This is a genomic window from Streptomyces sp. NPDC020742, from assembly GCF_040641675.1.
Taxonomy (GTDB): Bacteria; Actinomycetota; Actinomycetes; order Streptomycetales; family Streptomycetaceae; genus Streptomyces.
Window position 1 is genome coordinate 12,233 of the sequence record NZ_JBFAEA010000040.1, and the last position, 19,930, is coordinate 32,162.

Below are 19,930 nucleotides of genomic sequence, written 5' to 3' on the forward strand. Positions count from 1 at the left end.
TCAGGTGTGCCGTCGCCGGCGGGTCAGCCAGAGCGCCCCGGCCGCACCGGCCAGCAGCACCGTGCCGCCGAAGGTGCCCAGCGCCAGCGCGGAGTCCGCGGGCCCGGTCTGCGGCAGCTCGCCGCCCGGGGCGCCGCCGCCGGCCGTCGCGCCACCGGAGCCACCGGAACCGGAGGTGCCGCTGCCGGAGCCGCCGCTGCCGCCTCCGGAGCCCTTCACCTCGAGGGTCAGGGCGGGCTTGGGGTGGTTGCTGGGGGTGCAGGTCGTGGTGGTGCCCAGCGCCTTGATGGTCAGGGTGGACGCGGTGAAGGTGACCTTGCCGCTGCCCTTGGGGGTGTAGGTGCCGCTCAAGTCACTGATCTTGATGGGGGTGTTGGCCGGAATCGCCTGGTCGTTGGGCGGACCCGAGAGCGGCACCGTGCCGCTCTCCGCCCCGCCCAGCTGGATCAGCGCGCTGGGCTTCATGGCGCCCTTGCCCAGCTCCACGGGGCTGGAGGAGACGCCCTTTTGGAAGGACATCACCAGCTTGTAGGCGCCCCCGCTCGGGGTGCTCTTGATGTCGATGGGCGAGACCGCGCCCTTGTTCCCGATCGGCGTTTTGCACTGGTAGTTGACGTCGACGACCTCGGCGTGGGCGGCCGGCGCGGTGAACATCACCGCGGACCCCGCCGCCAGCGCGACGCCGGCGGCCAGGCCGGCCGCCCGGCGCGGGCGCCTGCCGTGCTGTGCGTAGAAGCGGGCCACGTTCGGTTCCCCTTCTCCCGGTGGGGGCGCACCGCCGGATGTTACTGACGGCACATCAGATCGGCCGCTCAAGGTACGCCGGGGACCTTGACATGGGAAGGCACAGCACAACCCCGATCGGTGCGGGGTCCTTGCGACGGGGGATTCCGGCCCGCCACCGGGGGGGGAGCTACCTCGGGCGACGTCCCACCGGAACCCGGTCCGGACACGACACAGCGCGGGCCCGCAGACCCGCGCTCATCCCCGTCGTACCCGCGGACCGGTCAGGCCGGTGCGGCGAGCTCCGCCCACACGGTCTTGCCCGCGCCGTCGGCGTTGCGCACCACGCCCCAGTCCAGGCACAGCCGCTGCACGATGAACATGCCGTGCCCGCCGGGGCGGCCCGGGCGGTGCGGGCTGCGCGGGGCCGGCGAGCCCGCGCCCAGGTCACTGACCTCCAGGCGCAGCACTTTGCCGATGCAGTGCAGCCGCAGCTCCTCGGGGCCCTCGGCGTGCAGACAGGCGTTGGTGACCAGCTCGGAGACGACGAGCAGCACGTCCTCGGCCGCGGCGCGCTGATCGGCACTGGCGGCCGGCAGCCAGCCCCAGTCGTGCAGGGCCTCCCGGGCGAAGTCACGGGCCCGCGCCACCGCACCGCGGGCGCCCGCCAGGCGCAGCCGGCGGATCTGGCCCGCCGGCACGGCGGCGGGGGGTACGGCGGCGGAAGCACCGGCGCCGCCCGGCTCCGGGCCGAGATCGCCCGGCGGGTACGGCCGGGTGGTGCTCATCAGCGCTTCACCTCACCGATTCGCCTATTCACGGAGAACAGATAACTGACTGATTGCAACGGATTCAGATGTCTCCTGCCCGACCGGACCGCGAGAACACCCACTTGTTGGGTACGGAAGTTGTGACACGTACTACGTGCCCGGAATGCAGCATTCCGGGTGTCGGCGTCACCGTCAGTCGGACAGGGCCGCATCAAGGGAGTCGTGCACGGTGAAGACGGCCTCCGCACCGGTGATCTCGAAGACCCGGGCAACCACCGGCTGCATCTCGGCCAAATGAACCCCGCCCCCCTCGGCCTCTGCCTTCAGGCGCGCACCGAGCAGCACATTGAGCCCGGTGGAGTCCATGAACTCAAGGCGTGAGCAATCCACCACCAGGCGTGCATATCCGTCGTCCACACACCCCTCCAGTGACTCACGCAACAGATCCGCGGTGTGGTGATCGAGCTCACCCGTGACCGTCACGACCGCGCTGGCGCCGTGATGGCGGATCTCCACGTGAAGCCGCCCCCGGCTGGCACTGCCGACCGTCCCGCGGTCCATGCGTGCGCACCCCTCTTGCTCTCTAGACGACCGGATTGCTTACGACTGCGCTCGTCGAACCCTACGCCTTCCTGACGTCCGTCGGTACCCGAACAATCCGCATATGGCCCAATATACGGACAACACGCACTTGCCATCTTCAGGCAAAGGCAGGTAGGCGTAGTAAGGACACATTCGAAACGGCCGGCTTTGGAGGCGCCGCACACCGCAGCTTCACGCAGAGGCTTCGGCAGCCATATGCCGAGAACGATGGAGGAGACCATGTCACCCCGGCTCGACGAACTGCGCACTGACGACAACCGGCAGCCCGCATCGTCGACACCCCTGTCCGACGCGACCGGGCATATCCCTTCCCAGCCGCTCCCTGCCGAAACGGACCTGGCAGGAACCCCTGAGATCGACGGTCTGCCCGAGATCCCGCCGTTCGACGAGGTGGGTCCGGTGGACGCGAGGGCTCTGTCCAAGACCCTCTTCGAGCGGCTCGAATCGCTGGAGGAAGGCACCCACGAATTCGCGTACGTCCGCAACACGCTGGTCGAGCTCAACCTCGCCCTGGTCAAGTTCGCGGCCTCCCGCTTCCGCTCGCGCAGCGAGCCCATGGAGGACATCGTCCAGGTCGGCACCATCGGCCTGATCAAGGCGATCGACCGCTTCGAGATCAGCCGCGGCGTGGAGTTCCCGACGTTCGCGATGCCGACCATCGTCGGCGAGATCAAGCGCTTCTTCCGCGACACCAGTTGGTCGGTGCGCGTACCGCGGCGCCTGCAGGAACTCCGCCTGGACCTGGCCAAGGCGGGCGACGAGCTGGCGCAGAAGCTGGACCGCGCCCCCACCGTGCAGGAACTCGCCGAACGCCTGGGCATCACCCGGGACGAGGTCGTCGAGGGGATGGCCGCGAGCAACGCCTACACCGCGAGCTCGCTGGACGCCCAGCCCGAGGAGGACGACAGCGAGGGTGCGCTGGCGGACCGGATCGGCTATGAGGACCACGGCCTGGAGGGCATCGAGTACGTCGAGTCCCTCAAGCCGCTGATCGCCGAACTGGGGCCCCGTGACCGGAAGATCCTCTCGCTGCGGTTCGTGGCCAATATGACGCAGTCCGAGATCGGTGAGGAGCTGGGCATCTCCCAAATGCACGTCTCCCGCCTGCTCTCCCGCACGCTGGTCAGACTCCGTAAGGGCCTGATGGTCGAGGAGTGAGGGACCCGCGGTCCCTGCCGGCCCACTGCGGCCGGCAGTCGCCCGCGCAGAGGAGGGCCTGCCCCGAGGTGTTCGGGACGGGCCCTCCTGTGCTGTGCGGATCACCCGGCCGCGCGCGGACGGGTGCTCAGACGAGAACGCCCTTGTGCCACACGGCCGATACCAGGGGGACGCCCGGCCGGTAGGCGAGGTGGACGTGCGAGGGGGCGTCCAGGAGGGCCAGGTCGGCCCGGGCGCCCGGGGCGATCCGGCCCACATCGGTACGGCGCAGCGCGCGGGCACCGCCCGCGGTGGCCGACCAGACCGCCTCGTCCGGCGTCATCCCCATGTCCCGTACGGCCAGCGCGATGCAGAACGGCATCGAACTGGTGAAGGACGAGCCGGGGTTGCAGTCGGTGGACAGCGCGACGGTGGCTCCGGCGTCCAGCAGCCGGCGGGCGTCGGGCCAGGTGGCGCGGGTGGAGAACTCGGCGCCCGGTAGCAGCGTGGCGACGGTGTCGGACTGGGCGAGCGCGTCGATGTCCTCGCCGCTGAGGTGGGTGCAGTGGTCGGCGGAGGCGGCACCGACCTCGACGGCGAGCTGGACGCCGGGGCCGTGGCCGAGCTGGTTGGCGTGCACCCGTGGCACCAGGCCCTTGGCCTGACCGGCGGTCAGCACGGCACGGGCCTGATCGCCGTCGAAGGCGCCCTTCTCGCAGAAGACGTCCACCCAACGGGCGTACGGGGCGCAGGCGTCCAGCATCGGGCCGGTCACCAGGTCGACGTAGCCGGCCGGGTCGTCGGCGTAGTCGGGCGAGACGATGTGCGCGCCCAGGAAGGTGACCTCGTCGGTGTGGTCGGCGGCGATGCGCAGCGCGCGCGCCTCGTCCTCGACGGTCAGGCCGTAGCCGGACTTGGTCTCCTGGGTGGTGGTGCCCTGGCGGAGTCCCTCGGCGAGGTAGCGGGCCACATTGGCGTGCAGGGCGTCGTCGGTGGCGGCGCGGGTGGCGGCGACGGTGGTGCGGATACCGCCGGCGGAGTAGGGGCGCCCCGACATCCGGGCGTTGAACTCCTCGGTGCGGTCACCGGCGAAGACCAGGTGGGAGTGGGAGTCGACGAAGCCGGGGATCCCGGCCCGGCCGCCGGCGTCGACCGCGTTGTCGGTGGCGGGTGCTTTGCTGGAGGGACCGACCCAGGCGATGCGGTCACCGTCGATGACGACCGCGGCGTCCTGGATCAGACCGAGGGGGCCGGCACCGAGGGAGGGGTCGTTGGTGACGAGCTGGGAGATGTGGGTGAGGGCGGTGGTCGGCGTGGAGTTCGTCGTCATCGCGGGGGTGTTCTCCTTCAGCCGCTTACCGCGGCGATGGACTCTGCGAGGGCGGTGGGGACGTCGGGGACACGGGTGTGCACACCGTCCCGGACGATCTGCCGCCCGCCGACGATGGTGTGTCGTACGTCCGCGGCGGAGGCGGCGAATACGGCCGTCTCGGCGGCCAGGCGGGGCGGTGGTCCGGCGGTGCGTACGGAGTCCAGTGCGATCGTGGTGAGGTCGGCGAGCGCGCCGGCCTCGAGGGTGCCGGCCTCGTCCCAGCCGAGGGCGGCATGGCCGTCGGCGGTGGCCGCGCGCAGCAGGGCGGCGGCGGTCCAGTGCCCGCGGGTGCGGGTGCGCAGCCGCTCGTCCAGCTCCATGGCGCGGGCCTCTTCGAGCAGGTCGATGACGGCGTGGCTGTCGCTGCCCAACGACAGCGGGCTGCCCCGGCCCTGGACGCGGGCGGCCGGGCCGATGCCGTCGGCGAGGTCGCGTTCGGTGGTGGGGCACATGCACACGCCGGTGGTGGAGCCGCCGAGCAGCGCGATGTCCTCGTCGGTGAGGTGGGTGGCGTGCACGGCGGTGGTGCGCGGGCCCAGCACCCCGTGCTCGGACAGCAGCTCGGTGGGGGTGCAGCCGTGCGCCTGGCGGCAGGCGTCGTTCTCCGCGGTCTGCTCGGAGAGGTGGACGTGCAGCGGGGCCTGCCGGGAGCGGGCCCAGTGCGCGACGGTGCCCAACTGCCCTGCGGGGACGGCGCGTACGGAGTGCACGGCGGCGCCGATCCGGGCGTGCTCACCGCCCTTGAGTGCATCGGCGCGCTCCGCCCAGGCCTCCGCAGTGCCGTCGGAGAAGCGCAGTTGGTGCTGGTCGGGCGGGGCGCCGAAACCGGCCGAGAGGTAGGCGGTGTCCAGCAGGGTGATGCGGATGCCGGCGTCGGCGGCGGCCGCGATCAGCGCCTCGCCCATGGCGTTGGGGTCGTCGTAGCGGGCTCCGCCGGGCGCGTGGTGGAGGTAGTGGAACTCCCCGACGCAGGTGATGCCGGCCAGCGCCATCTCGGCGTAGACGGCGCGGGCGAGGGCGTAGTAGGTCTCGGGGGTGAGCCGGTCGGCGACGCCGTACATCACCTCGCGCCAGGTCCAGAAGGTGCCCGAGCCGACCTGGACGCTTCCGCGCAGCGCACGGTGGAAGGCGTGCGAGTGGGCGTTGGCCAGGCCCGGGACGGTCAGGCCGCGCAGCGCGACGGCGCCGGGCGGCGGGGCCTCGGCGCCGGTGCGGACGGCGGTGATCCGCCCGTCCGCGACGTCCACGGCCACGCCCGGCTCGACATGGGTGCCGAGCCAGGCGTGTTCGAGCCAGTACGTCGTCGGTGTTGCCTGCGTGGTCAGTGGCACGCCAGCCCCTCCAGTACGTCGGCGAGTGCGGTGACCCCCGCGACGCAGTCGTCCTCCTCCGCCGTCTCGGCGGGTGAGTGCGAGACGCCGGTGGGGTTGCGGACGAAGAGCATGGCCGTGGGGACGGTTCCGGACAAAATACCGGCGTCGTGCCCGGCGCCGGTGCCCAGGACCGGCACCGGCCGCTCCCCCGTCTTGCCGAGGATCGCGCCCAGCTCGTCCCGTAGCGCGTGCTGGAACTCCACCACGGGCGTGAAGGATTCCCGGACCACGGTCAGGTCCACGCCGTCGCGGGCCGCGCGCTCGGTGGCGGCCCGCTCGATCCCGGTGACCACGGTGTCCAGGGTGTCCTGGTCGGGGGCGCGGGAGTCCAGCCAGCCGCGGACGAGCGAGGGGATGGCATTGACGCCGTTCGGCTCCACGCTGATCTTCCCGAAGGTGGCCAGGGCACCGGCCAGCCGGGCCTGCTCGCGGGCGGCGAGCACAGTCGCGGCGTAGCTGAGCATCGGGTCGCGGCGGTCCTGAAGGCGGGTGGTGCCGGCGTGGTTGGCCTCGCCGTGGAAGTCGAACCGCCAGCGGCCGTGCGGCCAGATGGCGGAGGCGATGCCGACCGGGTCGCCGGACAGGTCCAGGGCGCGGCCCTGCTCGACGTGGAGTTCGACGAAGGCGCCGATCCTGGCGAGCCGTTCGGGGTCCGGGCCGATGGCCTCCGGGTCGTATCCGGCGCGCTCCATGGCCTGTGGGAGGGTGATGCCGTCGCCGTCGCGCAGTTGGTGCGCGGCCTCGGTGGTCAGCGCCCCGGCGGCGAGTCGGGAGCCGACGCAGGCCAGCCCGAAGCGGGCGCCCTCCTCGTCGCCGAAGTTGACGATCGCCAGTGGCTTGTCGAACTCCGCTCCCCTGCGGCGGAGTTCGTCCAGCGCGGCGAAGGCGGAGACCACGCCCAGCGGGCCGTCGAAGGCTCCGCCGTCCGGTACGGAGTCCAGGTGGGAGCCGGTGACGACGGCGTCGCCGGGGGCCACGTCCTGGTGGCCGGTGGCGCCGAGCCAGGCCCACTGGTTGCCGTTGCGGTCGGTCTCGTAGCTCAGTCCGCGGGCCTCGGCCTGCGCCCGGAACCACGCACGGCAGTCGGCGTCGGCGCCGGTCCAGGCGTAGCGGCGGTAGCCCCCGGAGGCGGAGCTGCGGCCGAGGGGCCGCAGCTCCTGCCACATCTCGTGGAACGAGGCGGTCACGCGCCCTCGCCTTCGCCCTCGCGCATCGGGATGCGGACGCCGCGTTCGGCGGCCACCTCTTCGGCGCGCTCGTAGCCGGCGTCGACGTGCCGGATGACGCCCATGCCGGGGTCGTTGGTGAGCACCCGGCGGATCTTCTCGCCGGCCAGCGGCGTGCCGTCGGCGACGGTGACCTGGCCGGCGTGGATCGAGCGGCCCATGCCGACGCCGCCGCCGTGGTGCAGCGAGACCCAGGAGGCGCCGGAGGCGACGTTGACCATGGCGTTGAGCAGCGGCCAGTCGGCGATGGCGTCCGAGCCGTCCTTCATCGCCTCGGTCTCGCGGTAGGGCGAGGCGACCGAACCGCAGTCGAGGTGGTCGCGCCCGATGGCCAGCGGCGCCCGCAGCGTGCCGTCGGCGACCATCTCGTTGAAGCGCTCACCGGCCTTGTCCCGCTCGCCGTAGCCGAGCCAGCAGATCCGCGCGGGCAGGCCCTGGAAGTGGACCCGCTCGCCGGCCAGCTTGATCCAGCGGGCCAGCGACTCGTTCTCCGGGAAGAGGTCCAGGATCGCCTTGTCGGTGGCCGCGATGTCGCGGGCGTCGCCGGACAGCGCCGCCCAGCGGAACGGCCCCTTGCCCTCGGCGAACAGCGGGCGGATGTAGGCGGGGACGAAGCCGGGGAAGGCGAAGGCCCGGGTGTACCCGGCCAGTTGGGCCTCACCGCGGATGGAGTTGCCGTAGTCGAAGACCTCGGCGCCGGCGTCCATGAAGCCGACCATGGCCTCGACGTGCCGGGCCATCGACTCGCGGGCCCGCTGGGTGAAGTCGGCGGGCTTCTCGGCGGCGTAGGCGGCCATGTCGGAGAAGTCGATGCCGACGGGCAGGTACGACAGCGGGTCGTGGGCGCTGGTCTGGTCGGTGACGATGTCGATCGGCGCGCCCTCGGCGAGCATCTGCGGCAGCAGCTCCGCGGCGTTGCCGAGCAGGCCGATGGAGAGCGGCTTGCGCTGGTCGCGGGCCTCCACGGCGAGCTGGAGGGCGTGCTGGAGGCTGTCCGCCTTCACATCGAGGTAGCGGTGCTCGATGCGCCGTTCGATGGCGCGCGGGTCGCAGTCGATGCAGATCGCGACGCCGTCGTTCATGGTGACGGCGAGCGGCTGGGCGCCGCCCATGCCGCCGAGGCCGGCGGTGAGGGTGATCGTCCCGGCGAGCGTGCCGCCGAACTTCTTCGCCGCGACGGCCGCGAAGGTCTCGTAGGTGCCCTGGAGGATGCCCTGGGTGCCGATGTAGATCCACGAACCGGCGGTCATCTGCCCGTACATGGTCAGCCCGAGGGCCTCCAGCCGGCGGAACTCCTCCCAGTTGGCCCAGTCGCCCACGAGGTTGGAGTTGGCGATGAGCACCCGCGGCGCCCACTCGTGCGTCTGCATCACGCCGACCGGCCGGCCGGACTGGACGAGCATCGTCTCGTCCTGCTTCAGCGTGGTGAGCGTGCGCACCATCGCGTCGAAGGAGCGCCAGTCACGAGCGGCCTTGCCGGTGCCGCCGTACACCACGAGCTGGTCCGGGTGTTCGGCCACCTCCGGATCGAGGTTGTTCTGCAGCATCCGCAGCGCGGCTTCCTGCTGCCATCCCCGAGCACTCAGCTCCGTACCGCGCGGTGCCCGCACGGGTCGCGGTCCCGACATGGGCCGTGCCTCCTCGACTTGAATGGATTGAGCTATTCACATACTGGCTTCGCTGAATAGCACTAGTCAACAGGATGCGGCAGACGACTCGCCGCGGGGTACGGGAACCGGCCGGTCGGGACGGGAGGGCGGGGCGGCCGGGACGGGAGGGCAGGGCGGCCGGGGAGGGGCGGGGCGGCCGGGGAAGGGGCGGGGCGGCCGGGGAAGGGGCGGGGCGACTGGGAAGGAGCGGAGCGGCCAGGGAGGGGCGGCGTCGCCGGGAAGGGGCGGGACCGCAAGGGGGGCGGGACGGGGCTGAGTGGGGGCGTGCGCACGACACTCCGCTCGGCGCCCAACGCCCGACACCCGACACTCGGCACCCAACGCCCGGCGTCCGGCGTCCGGCACACACCGCCCGCCGCCCGCCGCCCGCCGCCGGTCCACACCCACAGGTTTCGACTTGCCTGCTGGGAAAGCCTGCGCTAACTTTCCTAGTGGGAAAGTGAACGGGGATCCCCGTCCGGACCGTCTTGGGGAGGCGAACGGCATGAGCACACCGGTGGACGCCGAGCAGGCCTGGCTGGATCTGCAGCGCATCCGGGTACCACAGGAGCGCGTCTACGACGAGATCGAAAGATGCGCACACCACGACAGCAAGTCGACGTACACCACGGCCGGAATCATGTGGGTCTTCATCGCCAGCTGGGGGCTCGCACTCCCCGACTGGGCGTTCTGGCTGGTGCTCGCCGCGTATGTCGTACTCCTCGGCGGACTGGCGGTGGTCTACAACCGCCGCTCTCGGATGCGGCTGCACCGCTCACGCCACAGCTGGCGCCAGGTCGCCACGTTCTTCGCGGGGATGGCGGTGACCGGCACGACGATTCTGCTCTCGGGCCGGCTGGTGGAGTCGCTGGGGCTGCCGTACGGCAGCCTGATCCAGGCCACCGTCTCGGCAGGCGCGTTCCTGCTGATGGTCGGCCCGGCCAACCGCTGGGCGGTCAGCACGCTGCGCGACCGGGGCGCGAGAGCCCTGCACGAGGGGGTGGGCCGATGAGTACCCCGAGCGGCTTCGACGAGCTGATCCACCCCTCCACCCGGTTGTCGGTCGTGGCGCTGCTCGCCGCCACCGAGTGGGCCGACTTCCCCTTCATCCGCGACAGCCTCTCGCTCAGCGATTCCGCGCTCTCCAAGCAGCTGCACACGCTGGAGGAGGCCGGATACCTGGAGATCCGCAAGGAGGGCGGCGGGCGCAAGCGCCGCACCAAGGTGCGGCTGACCCAGCGCGGCCGCACCGCCTTCGAGGGCCATGTGGCGGCGCTCCGGGCGATCGTCGAGGGCGCGGGCCCCCTGGCGTCCGCCGACCCGGCGGCACCAGAGCCGGCCACCGACCGGACCACAGACCACCGGCAACAGCACGCAAAGGCGGGACAATGACCACGACCGCACCCGCCCCGGCGGCTCCTGCCCCGGGCGCCGCCGCAGCCGACGCCGTCATCCGCACCACGGATCTGCGGATGTCGTACGGCAGCACCGATGTGCTGCACGGCATCGACCTCGACATCCGGCGCGGCGAGATCTTCGCCCTGCTCGGCCCCAACGGCGCCGGGAAGACCACCACCGTCGAGATCCTGGAGGGCTTCCGGCAGCGCTCCGCCGGTGAGGTCCGCGTCCTGGGCACGGACCCGGCGCACGGCGACGACGCCTGGCGTGGCCGGATCGGCCTGGTCCTCCAGGCCTGGCGCGATCACCGGCGCTGGCGGGTCGCCGAGTTGCTGACGCACTTCGCCACCTACTACCCGGATCCGCGCGAGCCCGCCACGCTGCTGGACCTGGTCGGGCTCGGTGCGCAGGCCGACCAGGTGGTCGACCGGCTGTCGGGTGGTCAGCGCCGGCGCCTGGACGTGGCGCTCGCCATCGTCGGCCGGCCCGAGCTCCTCTTCCTGGACGAGCCGACCACCGGCTTCGACCCGGAGGCCCGCCGTGACTTCCATGCCCTGGTGGAGCGGCTCGCCCGCGAGGAGGGCGTCACGGTCCTGCTCACCACCCACGACCTCGCCGAGGCCGAACGACTGGCCGACCGGATAGCGATGCTGGTCAACGGGCGGATACGGGCCTGCGGCACCCCGGCGGAGTTGGCCCGGCGGGCCGCCGCCCAGGCCGAGGTCCGGTGGACGGCCTCCGACGGCACGGCCCGCCGCGAGCGCACCGAGGACCCGTCCCAACTGGTCTGGGAACTGCACCGGGACGCCGGCGGGCCAGTCGCCGACCTGGAGGTCCGCCGCCCGACGCTGGAGGACGCCTATCTGCACATGGTGCACCGCGACGACCCGGCGGGCGGCGGGACGCCGGATGTGGAGCGCCCCGCCGCCTGAGGGTCGGGGTCAGGGACCGAGCCGGGGTCAGGCCCGGGCCGGAGCCGGGGACCGGGCCGGAGCCGGCCGGGATGACGGGAACGGGATCGGAACAGGGGGCGAGGCCGGGCAGCCGGATGGGCTGGACGGGGCGTCCGGCCGGACGGGTCCGGCGGCTTTACGGGGTCGACGGCTTTACGGGGTCGACGGTTGGACGGCTGGCCGGCCTCTCGGACTGGACGGCCGAGACGACAGCGGGCCGAACTGACAGCGGAACAGAAGTGGCACGGGGACAGAAGTGCACGGGGACAAAAGTGACAGGGGGACAGAAGTGACAGCGGCAAAGGAAACGGCCCGCGGAAGCAGGGCAAAGGGCTCGGGGGATATGGCAGCTCAGGATGGCGCGGTTCCGGGTCATGGTGACCGGGCCGGTGGCCACGGCACTCCCCAGGGCAACGCCCGGAACCGCCCCCGGGGCGACGTCCGGGACGGCATACAGACCGGCGGCCAGGGCGGCACCCTGGCCGGTGGCCGGGCCTCGCAGGAAGGCGGCCGGGCCTCGCAGGGAGAGGGCCGGGCCGGTGGCCGGGCGTCGCAGGCCGCTGGCTCGGGCTGCGGGCGCTCCTCAGAGCGGCCGGTGGCGGGGCGACGCTCCTGGCGGGCCGGCATCCAGCGCGGCACGATCGAGCTACGCCACCTCGTCCGCACCCCCAAGGAGCTGACCGGCCACCTGACCAACATCGTCGTCGCCCTGCTGCTCGCCGGCTATATCAGCGACGACGTCCCGGGCACCCGGGTCCCGATGGCCCACCTGACGCTCTCCGGGTTCGCCGCGTACCTGCTGTTCCAGATCGGCGTGATCAACCTCCCGCAGATCCTGGTGACCGAGCGGGAGGAGGGCGCCCTGCTGCGGCTGCGCGCCACACCCGGCGGCATACCGGCCTACCTGATCGCCAAATCGCTGCTGGTGGTGGCCGTGGCGCTGGGCACCCTGGTGCTCCTCCTGGGCAGCGCAGCCCTCCTGGTGGACGGGCCGCTGCCGCACTCGCCGGCCGGCTGGCTGACGCTGCTGTGGGTCACTGCGCTGGGGCTGCTCGCCGTCGTACCGCTGGGCGCCGCGATAGGGGCCGTGCTGCCCAACCCGCGGGAGGCGCTGGCGCTGATCATGCTGCCGGCGATGGGGCTGCTGGGCACCTCGGGCGCGATGTTCCCGCTCAGCTCCCTGCCGGTGGTGGTCCAGAAGATCGCCTCGGTCTTCCCGCTCAAGTGGATGGCCCAGGGCCTGCGCTCGGCCCTGCTCCCGGACGCCGCACGCGCCGCGGAGCCGGCCGGCTCCTGGGAGCTGCCGACCGTCGCCCTGGTGCTCACGGCCTGGGCCGTGTGCGGCTTCCTGCTGGCCGTGCCGCTGCTGCGCCGCGCCGCCCGCAGGGAATCCGGCTCCCGGCTCAGCCGGCGCCACCTCAAGGCGGGCCTGAGCGGCGCCCGACCCGTGTGAGCCCCGGCCCTCCGCCCGGCCCGGCCACCGCCCAGCCGCCGGGCAGCCCCATCCGGAGGCGGCAAAGGGGGCGGCAGAACGGCCGGTCATTGAGCGGTCGAGCGGCGGGCGACAGGGCGGCCAGGCGGCAGACGACAGGGCGGCCGGCCAGTGGACGGCCCGAGGGCGGGCAGCAGAGCATCTGGGTAGTGGGCGGCAGGAGCCCGGCGGGCAAGGGCAGTGCACGACAGGGGCAGTGGGGCGACAGGGCCAGGGCAGCGGCGCAATGGGCGGCCGACAGCAGGGCGGCCGGGAGCAGCCGGCGGTGGGCAGCGAGGCAGCAGGCAGCAGGGCCGTGGGCGGCATCAGCCCGGAGGCAAGGGCAACTGGGAGCCAAGCGGCGGCCGGCAACAGACAGTGGCCAGGTGCAGGCGGCGGCCCGGCAGCAGGCTGCAGCCAGGAGCAAGCGGCGGCCGGCAGCAGACGGCGGCCAGAGCAAGCGGCGGCCGTGTGCAGGCGGCGGCCCGGCAACAGGCTGTAGCCAGGAGCAAGCGGCCGCTGGTATCAGGCCGCATGGCCGGGCGGCCTCGTCGCGCGCTCGCCGGCCGGTACCCCGTGGCGGTCCTCCCGCCTTCAATGATGGAGTGGAGACATGACCCTCACGGACCGAGACCGTGCCGTAGCGGCAGCCGTTGCACAAGGGCTGGTCGGGGAAGCCGAGCCCGTCGCCGGCCTGCTGGACGTCGCCGGGATCCGCCGCTCGGCGGGTGAACTGCGCGCGGCCTTCGACGAGTTCGCCGCGCCGGGCACCCCGGTCCTGCACGCCTTCGCGGTGAAGGCCGCCTCGCTGGTGCCGGTGCTGCGGCTGCTGGCGCAGGAGGGGCTCGGCTGCGAGGTGGCCAGCCCCGGGGAGCTGCGGCTGGCCCGCGCCGCCGGGGTGCCGGTCGCACGCACCGTCCTGGACTCCCCGGCCAAGACCCCCGCCGAGCTGCGGGAGGCGCTCGCCCTCGGGATCGCCGTCAACGCCGACAACGCCGAGGAGCTGGCCCGGCTCGACGGGTTGATGGCCTCCGCGCCGAGCGCCGCACCGATCGGCCTGCGGGTCAATCCGCAGATCGGCGGCGGCAGCATCGGGGCGATGAGCACGGCCACCGACACCTCCAAGTTCGGGGTCGCCCTGCGCGACGCGGGTGCCCGCGACTGGGTGGTCCGTGCCTTCCTCGCCCGGCCGTGGCTGACCCGGCTGCACGCCCACGTCGGCTCCCAGGGCATGCCGCTGGAGTTGATGGCGTCCGGCGTCCGGACCCTGTTCGACCTGGCCGAGGAGATCAACGGGCGGGCCGGCCGGCGCCAGATCGACACCCTGGACATCGGCGGCGGGCTACCGGTGAACTTCGCCTCGGACGCCACCACCCCGACCTACCGGGAGTACGCGGCGCTGCTGCACAAGACGGTCCCCGGGCTGTTCTCCGGGCGCTACGGCCTGGTCACCGAGTTCGGCCGCTCCCTGCTGGCCAAGCACGGCACGGCCCTGGCCCGCGTGGAGTACGCCAAGTCGGCCGGCGGCCGGCCCATCGCGGTCACCCACGCCGGCGCCCAGATCGCCACCCGTACCGTCTTCGTGCCCCGGGCGTGGCCGATCCGGGTCGCCGCCTACGACGCCGAGGGCCGCCCCAGGACGGGTGAGCCGGTCGCCCAGGACATCGCGGGTCCCTGCTGCTTCGCCGGCGACCTGGTCGCCGAGGACCGCCCGCTCCCCCTGCTGCGGGCCGGCGACCACGCCGCACTCCTGGACACCGGCGCCTACTACTTCTCCACCCACTTCGCCTACAACTCCCTCCCCCGCCCCGGGATCTACGGCTATGCGGTGGCCCCCGACGGCGCCGTCCGCTTCGGGACGGTGCGCAGCCCCCAGACGCTGGAGGAACTGACCGCGGAGAGCGGCGGCGCTCATGCGGAGGCGCTCGGCGGCCTCGGGACGTCATAGCCGCGGCCCCGGCCAGCGCCGGCCCGCAGGCGTTCGCGCGCGCTTGCCCCCAGCGTGTTCACGCGTACCCGACGCTCCCCGGACGGCTCCGACGCCCCCGGACACCTCGGGACGCTCCCGTCACTCCCCCGACACTCAGACACTCGGACACTCCGGCGCCCCGGACGCTCTCCGGTCGTTCCCCGGGTGGCAGCCTCCACAGCAGGCAACCGCCCCGGGCCGTAACGGGCCCCGGGATCACCCCGCGTCACTCCACGAACAGCCCCCGCGCCGCCGCCCCGGCGTCGAACTCCTCCAGTCGGGCCTGGGCATCCGGCAGGGCGTCGCACATCGCCTCCAGCAGGACACGGCCCAGGAGCATCGGCGCACAGGCCGTGTCGAAGGCCAGCCCGGTGCCGACCGGGGCCGGCAGGAGCAGGTCGGTGTGGTGGGCGACGGGGGCGAAGGCGCTGTCGGCAACGGTGACCACAGTGAGCCCCGCCCTACGGGCGTAGGCGAGGGCGTCGACCACCTCACGGGGGTGCCGCGGCAGGGCGAAGCAGATTAGGGCGTCGGCACCGGCGCGTACGGCCGCGTCGATGCGGTCGGTGAGCATGGTCCCGCCCTCGTCCAGGAGGCGGACGTCGGGGTGGACCTTGCGGGCGAAGTAGCTGAAGCCGGCGGCCTGTGCGGAGGCGGCGCGCAGGCCGAGGACGGGCAACGGACGGGAGGCGGCGAGCAGCCGACCGGCCTCGATCACCGGGGACGGGTCGGCGAGGGCCGCGGCGAGGTGGCGGAGGTTGTCGATCTCGGCCTGGACGGCCTGCTGGTACTCGTTGGCCACGCCGGTGTCGCCGGGCTGCTCGGCGGGGGCGACCTCACGCAGGTGCCGACGCAGCGCGGGATAGCCGTCGAAGCCGAGGGCGACCGCGAAGCGGGTGACCGAGGGCTGGCTGACCCCGGCCAGTTCCGCCAGTTCGACGCTGGAGAGGAAGGGTGCATCGGCGGCCCGGCGCACCATGCAGTGCGCGATCCGCCGCTGGGTGGGCGTCAGCCGGTGGCCCTCGAAGAGCTTCTGGAGGCGGGCGGCGGTGCCGGTCTCGGCCCGCGCCGCCGCGGCGGCGGCCCGCTCCTGCGCGGTCCGTCCCCGCTCCGTCCCGGCCGGCCGGCCCCCGTCCGTGCCGGCGGTGCCACCGCCGTTGTCCCCGTCCCCGCTCATCGCCTCTTCCTCCCGGCCCGCTCGGGGCCTTGTCCTGTGTCGACCGACTGTACGGAACTTCTGGCCCGCACCGGTCCGCACGACGCATCGGATCCTGCCGTACACCGACCCCGCCCCACGACGTCCGCCCCACGACGTCCGCCCCACGACGTCCGCCCCACGACGTCCGCCCGACGACATCCGCAGCGGGAAACGTCCGCACCGAGAGACGTCCGCACCGGCAAACGTCCGCCGAGACGTCCGCACCGCCTTCCCTGCCGGACCGTACGCCCCAAGGGACCGGCCCGGACACCACCGCGGGCGGGGACCTGCCGCAGGCGTGCCACTGCCCACGGCCGGGGCGCTGCCGCCGCCCGGGCTCTGCCGCCGCCGCGGCACCGCTGCGGCTTCAGCTGGCCCCGTCCAGCCCCCCGCCCAGTCCGCCGTCCCGTCCCGCGTCCCGTCCCGCGTCCCGTCCCCCGGCGGCCGGTCCGTCGTAGCGCGGCGGCAGGCCGAACAGGGGGAAGAGCCGTTCGGTGTCCAGGAACGACTGGAGGGCGGTGATCCGCCCGTCCGCGGTCTCGATGACCTGGATCGCCCAGGGCCGGCCGTCCGCGCGGTACTGGCCGAAGGCCGGCCGGCCGTTGGCCGCGACCGGCACCAGACGGGAGCCCCGGCAGCCGCAGCCCGGCCCGAGCAGCCACTTCAGCACGTCTTCCCGGCCGCGCAGCCACAGCGCGTACGGCGGCATGGAGAGCGTGGAGTCCTCGTGGAGCAGCGCGGTCAGGGCCTCCATGCCGAACCGTTCGAAGGCGTCGACATAGCGCTGGAGCAGCGCCTGCTGGGCGTCGTCCAGCGGCCGCGGCGGAGTCCCTCCGGCGGAGCCTGCGGAACCGGAACCGGAACCGGAGCCGGAACCGGAACCGAAACCAGAGCCGGAGCCGGAATCGCGATCGGAATCGGGGTCGGAGCCGGGGGCGGAGGCGGCGGCGAGGGTGGCCCGGGCCCGCTGGAGGGCGCTGTTGACCGAGGCGACCGAGCTGCCCAGCAGCTCCGCGACCTCCGCCGCCGACCAGCTGAGCACCTCGCGCAGGATCAGCACGGCCCGCTGCCGGGGCGCCAGGTGCTGCAGCGCGGCGATGAACGCCAGCCGGACCGATTCGCGGGCGACGGCGGTCTCGGCCGGGTCGCCGGCCGGCGCCAGCACCCGGGCGTCCGGGACCGGCCCGATCCAGGTCGCCTCGGGCAGCCCGTTCCCGATCGGGGTGTCCACGCTCGACGGGGAGGTGAGGTCCATCGGCCGGGCTCGGCGGCGGCTGCCCTTGAGCAGGTCCAGACAGACGTTGGTGGCGATCCGGTAGAGCCAGGACCGCAGGGACGAGCGCCCCTCGAACCGGTCGTGGCTCCGCCAGGCCCGCACCATGGTCTCCTGGACGGCGTCCTCGGCCTCGAACGCCGAGCCCAGCATCCGGTAGCAGTAGCCGGTCAGTTCGGTGCGGTGCGCCTCCAACCGGTCCGCCAACTCCTCCTGCGCACCGACCCGTTCACCGGCCCGTTCACCGGACCCTGCCACCGCAGGGGCGCCGTCCGCCACCGTGGCACCGCTCGTCGAGGACCGCTTCATCGAGGACCTGCCCTCCGTCCGCCTGCAGTCCGCCGTTTCCACCGTCCGCCTGCCGTCCGCCGCCCGCCGGCCGCCCGCCTGGCCGCCGCGCCCCGACGGTAGCGCGGAGCACCAGGCACCAGGCACCAGGCACCAGTCTGCTCCTGGCGCCCGACCGTCGCGAGCCCTGGGCCGACGGGCATCCGAACCGTGACACCCGCCCCGCAGCGCCCCTGCCGCCCCGCGGCGGGTGTAACCGGCCGGACGCCCCCAACCGCTCGTTCCGTCCCACCTATTGACCTCCCATTCATCGCCCATTGATCCTGCATGAATTCATGCAGGAGAGATGACGACCCGAGGCGGACTCATGGCAGGTGTGGTCGAACAGCACTCGATCGACGTCGTCCCCGACGACGAACGGCACGGCAGCGCGGTCAGCCAGTTCACGCTCTGGCTGGGCGCCAACCTCCAGATCACCGCCGTCGTCACCGGCGCACTGGCCGTGGTCTTCGGGGCGAACGCCTTCTGGTCGCTGATCGGGCTGCTGCTCGGCAACCTGCTGGGCGGTGCGGTGATGGCTCTGCACTCCGCACAGGGCCCCCGGCTCGGGCTGCCGCAGATGATCACTTCGCGGGCACAGTTCGGGGTGCGCGGGGCGGCGGTGCCGCTGGCGCTGGTCATCGTGATGTACATCGGCTTCTTCGCCAGCGGCAGTGTGCTCGCCGGGCAGGCGGTCGGCGAGCTGACGCACCTGGGCGAGACGCCGGGCATCGTCGTCTTCGCCGCCGCCACCGCCGTCGCCGCCGCGGTCGGCTACCGCCTGATCCACATCCTCGGCAGGATCGCCGCCCTGGTCTGCGCCCTGGCCTTCCTCTACCTGGGCATTCGCCTGCTGCACCGCGCCGACCTCGGCACGCTACTGGCCGACCACCGCTTCGCCCTGCCGGTCTTCCTGCTCGCCGTCTCGCTCGCGGCCTCCTGGCAACTGGCGTTCGGCCCCTACGTCGCCGACTACTCGCGCTATCTGCCGCGGCACACCTCGGCGCGCGCCACGTTCGGGTGGACGCTGGCCGGTTCGGTGCTCGGCTCCCAGTGGTCGATGTCCTTCGGCGCGCTGGCCGCCGCCGCGGCACCCACCGCGTTCGTCGGGCACGAGGTCGGCTATGTCGTCGGCCTGGGCGGCGGGGGGCTGATCGCCTCGTTCCTGTTCTTCGTGATCGCCCTCGGCAAGCTCACCATCAACGTCCTCAACACCTATGGCGGCTTTATGTCGCTGGTCACCAGCGTCAGCGGCTTCCGCGGGCTGGGGACACCTCCCGCCGAAGGCAGGGGGAGCACCCTGTCACCGCGCGGCCGGTCCGCGTACATCGCGGGGATCATGGTGGTCGGCACCGCCGTGGCCCTCCTGGGCAAGGACTCCTTCCTGACGTCCTTCAAGGACTTCCTGCTCTTCCTGCTGACGTTCTTCACACCCTGGTCGGCGATCAACCTCGTCGACTACTACCTGCTCTCCAAGGAGCGTTACGACGTCCCAGCGCTCAGCGACCCGACCGGCCGCTACGGCGCCTGGAACGTCCGGGCCCTGACCGTCTACGCCGTCGGCGTGCTCGCCCAACTCCCGTTCCTGGCCAGCGCGTTCTACACCGGCCCGCTGGTGGCGCGGCTCGGCGGCGCCGACATCTCCTGGCTCGTCGGCCTCGCTGTCCCCGCCGTCCTCTACTGGCTCACCGTCCGCCGCGACACCGCCCGCCTCCTGCCCGCCCCGACGGCCGACCGGAACCACCACACCGACCCGGACCACCACACCGACCAGGACCACGACGCCGACCCGGACCACCACACCGACCAGGACCGCGACGCCGACCCGGACCAGCACGCCGACCAGGCCGACCAGGCCGCCGACCAGGCCAGCCGCGGCGAGGAACGGCCCGCCGGATTGGGGGGATAGCCCTACCGCGCGGCGCCCGGCTGGTCCGTACGCTCACCAGCATGGCGACTCACGACCCTGATCTGCGCAAGGAGCTCGATGCGACCCTCCAGACCCGCAAGGACCTGGGGGCGGAGTACGAGTCGGAGCTGGTGGAGTCCTTCCTGGAGAAGCTCGACCGGACCGTCGAGCGCCGGGTGCGGCGACAGCTCGCCGAGCAGCAGATGCAGGTGGCGCGCGGCGCCCGGCCGCAGCCCCGGGAGGGTGGCACCACCGACTTCTGGGAACGGTTCGGGGTCGCGGCGCTCTCCCTGGCGCTGGCCATCCCGCTGTCCGCGATCGCCGCGGGCAACGCGGGGCTACCGGGCCTGCTGGTGTGCTGGGCCGGCATCATCGGCGTCAACGCGGTGCACAGCCTGAGCCTGCGGAGCCTGCTGCGGACGCGGACGGAGCGCCGGGGCGAGGACTGGGAGTAACGCCGGGGCGAGGACTGCGAGTAACGGGGCGGCGGGACCAGCGGGCACCCGATCCGGCACACCGGGGCAGCAGTACCAGCGGGCACCCGATCCGGCACACCGGGGCAGCGGGTTCGGCGGGCAC

At 73.1% G+C, this 19,930-nt stretch carries 17 protein-coding genes; 8 read left to right on the plus strand and 9 right to left on the minus strand.

All coding sequences use genetic code 11. From position 1 onward, the window contains the following. The 3 genes from AB0G84_RS34725 to AB0G84_RS34735 form a co-directional block, all read right to left on the minus strand. Positions 1 to 744 (minus strand): LPXTG cell wall anchor domain-containing protein, encoded by a 744-nt coding sequence (locus AB0G84_RS34725; RefSeq protein ID WP_361330173.1) that lies wholly within the window; start codon positions 742 to 744, stop codon positions 1 to 3. A gap of 263 nt (positions 745 to 1,007) precedes the next feature. Next, on the minus strand, positions 1,008 to 1,511 hold the full coding sequence (locus AB0G84_RS34730) for an ATP-binding protein (protein WP_361330176.1): 504 nt from the start codon (positions 1,509 to 1,511) through the stop codon (positions 1,008 to 1,010). Between the two features lie 174 nt (positions 1,512 to 1,685). Next, a complete protein-coding gene (locus tag AB0G84_RS34735; protein WP_361330179.1) occupies positions 1,686 to 2,054 on the minus strand; it encodes an STAS domain-containing protein in 369 nt (122 codons plus the stop codon). 261 nt (positions 2,055 to 2,315) lie between these two features. Here AB0G84_RS34735 and AB0G84_RS34740 point away from each other — a divergent pair, with 261 nt between their 5' ends. Next, positions 2,316 to 3,254, plus strand: a complete 939-nt coding sequence (locus AB0G84_RS34740; RefSeq protein WP_361330228.1) for an RNA polymerase sigma factor SigF — start codon at positions 2,316 to 2,318, stop codon at positions 3,252 to 3,254. A 127-nt stretch (positions 3,255 to 3,381) separates the two neighbouring features. Here AB0G84_RS34740 and hutI read toward each other — a convergent pair whose 3' ends face one another. The 4 genes from hutI to hutU are packed head-to-tail and all read right to left on the minus strand — an operon-like array spanning position 3,382 to position 8,832. Beyond that, positions 3,382 to 4,563, minus strand: a complete 1,182-nt coding sequence (gene hutI / locus AB0G84_RS34745) for an imidazolonepropionase (RefSeq protein WP_361330182.1) — start codon at positions 4,561 to 4,563, stop codon at positions 3,382 to 3,384. A gap of 17 nt (positions 4,564 to 4,580) precedes the next feature. Beyond that, a complete protein-coding gene (locus tag AB0G84_RS34750; RefSeq protein WP_361330185.1) occupies positions 4,581 to 5,936 on the minus strand; it encodes a formimidoylglutamate deiminase in 1,356 nt (451 codons plus the stop codon). Further along, positions 5,927 to 7,144, minus strand: a complete 1,218-nt coding sequence (locus tag AB0G84_RS34755; RefSeq protein ID WP_361330231.1) for an allantoate amidohydrolase — start codon at positions 7,142 to 7,144, stop codon at positions 5,927 to 5,929. Before AB0G84_RS34755 ends, AB0G84_RS34750 begins: the two co-directional genes overlap by 10 nt. Before the next feature lie 17 nt (positions 7,145 to 7,161). Further along, the gene (gene hutU / locus AB0G84_RS34760; RefSeq protein ID WP_361330188.1) at positions 7,162 to 8,832 is read right to left on the minus strand and encodes a urocanate hydratase; all 1,671 of its coding nucleotides are present in this window, start codon (positions 8,830 to 8,832) and stop codon (positions 7,162 to 7,164) included. Between the two features lie 526 nt (positions 8,833 to 9,358). Between hutU and AB0G84_RS34765 the strand changes: the two genes are divergently transcribed. The 5 genes from AB0G84_RS34765 (at position 9,359) to AB0G84_RS34785 (ending at position 14,623) form a co-directional block, all read left to right on the plus strand. Continuing rightward, positions 9,359 to 9,865 carry a hypothetical protein gene (locus tag AB0G84_RS34765; RefSeq protein WP_361330190.1) on the plus strand — a complete coding sequence of 169 codons (507 nt, stop codon included), beginning with the start codon at positions 9,359 to 9,361 and terminating at the stop codon, positions 9,863 to 9,865. Further along, entirely contained in the window at positions 9,862 to 10,245 is a 384-nt protein-coding gene (locus AB0G84_RS34770) for a transcriptional regulator (RefSeq protein ID WP_361330193.1), read from the plus strand. Before AB0G84_RS34765 ends, AB0G84_RS34770 begins: the two co-directional genes overlap by 4 nt. 80 nt (positions 10,246 to 10,325) lie before the next feature. Further along, positions 10,326 to 11,183: an ABC transporter ATP-binding protein gene (locus tag AB0G84_RS34775; protein WP_361330234.1), complete on the plus strand. Its 858-nt coding sequence runs from the start codon at positions 10,326 to 10,328 to the stop codon at positions 11,181 to 11,183. 616 nt (positions 11,184 to 11,799) lie between these two features. Continuing rightward, the gene (locus AB0G84_RS34780) at positions 11,800 to 12,657 is read left to right on the plus strand and encodes an ABC transporter permease (RefSeq protein WP_361330236.1); all 858 of its coding nucleotides are present in this window, start codon (positions 11,800 to 11,802) and stop codon (positions 12,655 to 12,657) included. 631 nt (positions 12,658 to 13,288) lie between these two features. Further along, the gene (locus tag AB0G84_RS34785; protein ID WP_361330196.1) at positions 13,289 to 14,623 is read left to right on the plus strand and encodes a diaminopimelate decarboxylase; all 1,335 of its coding nucleotides are present in this window, start codon (positions 13,289 to 13,291) and stop codon (positions 14,621 to 14,623) included. Positions 14,624 to 14,870: 247 nt separating this feature from the next. Here AB0G84_RS34785 and AB0G84_RS34790 read toward each other — a convergent pair whose 3' ends face one another. Further along, positions 14,871 to 15,821 carry a MurR/RpiR family transcriptional regulator gene (locus AB0G84_RS34790; protein WP_361330198.1) on the minus strand — a complete coding sequence of 317 codons (951 nt, stop codon included), beginning with the start codon at positions 15,819 to 15,821 and terminating at the stop codon, positions 14,871 to 14,873. 388 nt (positions 15,822 to 16,209) lie between these two features. Beyond that, complete coding sequence (locus AB0G84_RS34795) at positions 16,210 to 17,424, minus strand: sigma-70 family RNA polymerase sigma factor (protein WP_361330201.1); 1,215 nt, start codon at positions 17,422 to 17,424, stop codon at positions 16,210 to 16,212. 346 nt (positions 17,425 to 17,770) lie between these two features. Here AB0G84_RS34795 and AB0G84_RS34800 point away from each other — a divergent pair, with 346 nt between their 5' ends. Together AB0G84_RS34800 and AB0G84_RS34805 are read left to right on the plus strand one after the other, a co-directional pair. Beyond that, positions 17,771 to 19,351, plus strand: coding sequence for a cytosine permease (locus AB0G84_RS34800; protein WP_361330204.1), 1,581 nt, complete (start codon positions 17,771 to 17,773; stop codon positions 19,349 to 19,351). Between the two features lie 41 nt (positions 19,352 to 19,392). Beyond that, the gene (locus AB0G84_RS34805; protein WP_361330207.1) at positions 19,393 to 19,806 is read left to right on the plus strand and encodes a hypothetical protein; all 414 of its coding nucleotides are present in this window, start codon (positions 19,393 to 19,395) and stop codon (positions 19,804 to 19,806) included. Positions 19,807 to 19,930: the final 124 nt, after the last annotated feature.

Excerpts from the sequence above, each read along its gene's own strand:
- AB0G84_RS34735 (WP_361330179.1), bottom strand. The coding sequence starts at position 2,054 with ATGGACCGCGGGACGGTCGGCAGTGCCAGCCGGGGGCGGCTTCACGTG.
- AB0G84_RS34795 (WP_361330201.1), bottom strand. The coding sequence starts at position 17,424 with ATGAAGCGGTCCTCGACGAGCGGTGCCACGGTGGCGGACGGCGCCCCT.
- AB0G84_RS34730 (WP_361330176.1), bottom strand. The coding sequence starts at position 1,511 with ATGAGCACCACCCGGCCGTACCCGCCGGGCGATCTCGGCCCGGAGCCG.
- AB0G84_RS34765 (WP_361330190.1), top strand. The coding sequence starts at position 9,359 with ATGAGCACACCGGTGGACGCCGAGCAGGCCTGGCTGGATCTGCAGCGC.
- AB0G84_RS34775 (WP_361330234.1), top strand. The coding sequence starts at position 10,326 with ATGTCGTACGGCAGCACCGATGTGCTGCACGGCATCGACCTCGACATC.
- AB0G84_RS34790 (WP_361330198.1), bottom strand. The coding sequence starts at position 15,821 with ATGAGCGGGGACGGGGACAACGGCGGTGGCACCGCCGGCACGGACGGG.
- AB0G84_RS34755 (WP_361330231.1), bottom strand. The coding sequence starts at position 7,144 with ATGTGGCAGGAGCTGCGGCCCCTCGGCCGCAGCTCCGCCTCCGGGGGC.
- AB0G84_RS34740 (WP_361330228.1), top strand. The coding sequence starts at position 2,316 with ATGTCACCCCGGCTCGACGAACTGCGCACTGACGACAACCGGCAGCCC.
- AB0G84_RS34805 (WP_361330207.1), top strand. The coding sequence starts at position 19,393 with ATGGCGACTCACGACCCTGATCTGCGCAAGGAGCTCGATGCGACCCTC.
- hutU (WP_361330188.1), bottom strand. The coding sequence starts at position 8,832 with ATGTCGGGACCGCGACCCGTGCGGGCACCGCGCGGTACGGAGCTGAGT.
- AB0G84_RS34770 (WP_361330193.1), top strand. The coding sequence starts at position 9,862 with ATGAGTACCCCGAGCGGCTTCGACGAGCTGATCCACCCCTCCACCCGG.
- AB0G84_RS34785 (WP_361330196.1), top strand. The coding sequence starts at position 13,289 with ATGACCCTCACGGACCGAGACCGTGCCGTAGCGGCAGCCGTTGCACAA.
- AB0G84_RS34800 (WP_361330204.1), top strand. The coding sequence starts at position 17,771 with ATGGCAGGTGTGGTCGAACAGCACTCGATCGACGTCGTCCCCGACGAC.
- hutI (WP_361330182.1), bottom strand. The coding sequence starts at position 4,563 with ATGACGACGAACTCCACGCCGACCACCGCCCTCACCCACATCTCCCAG.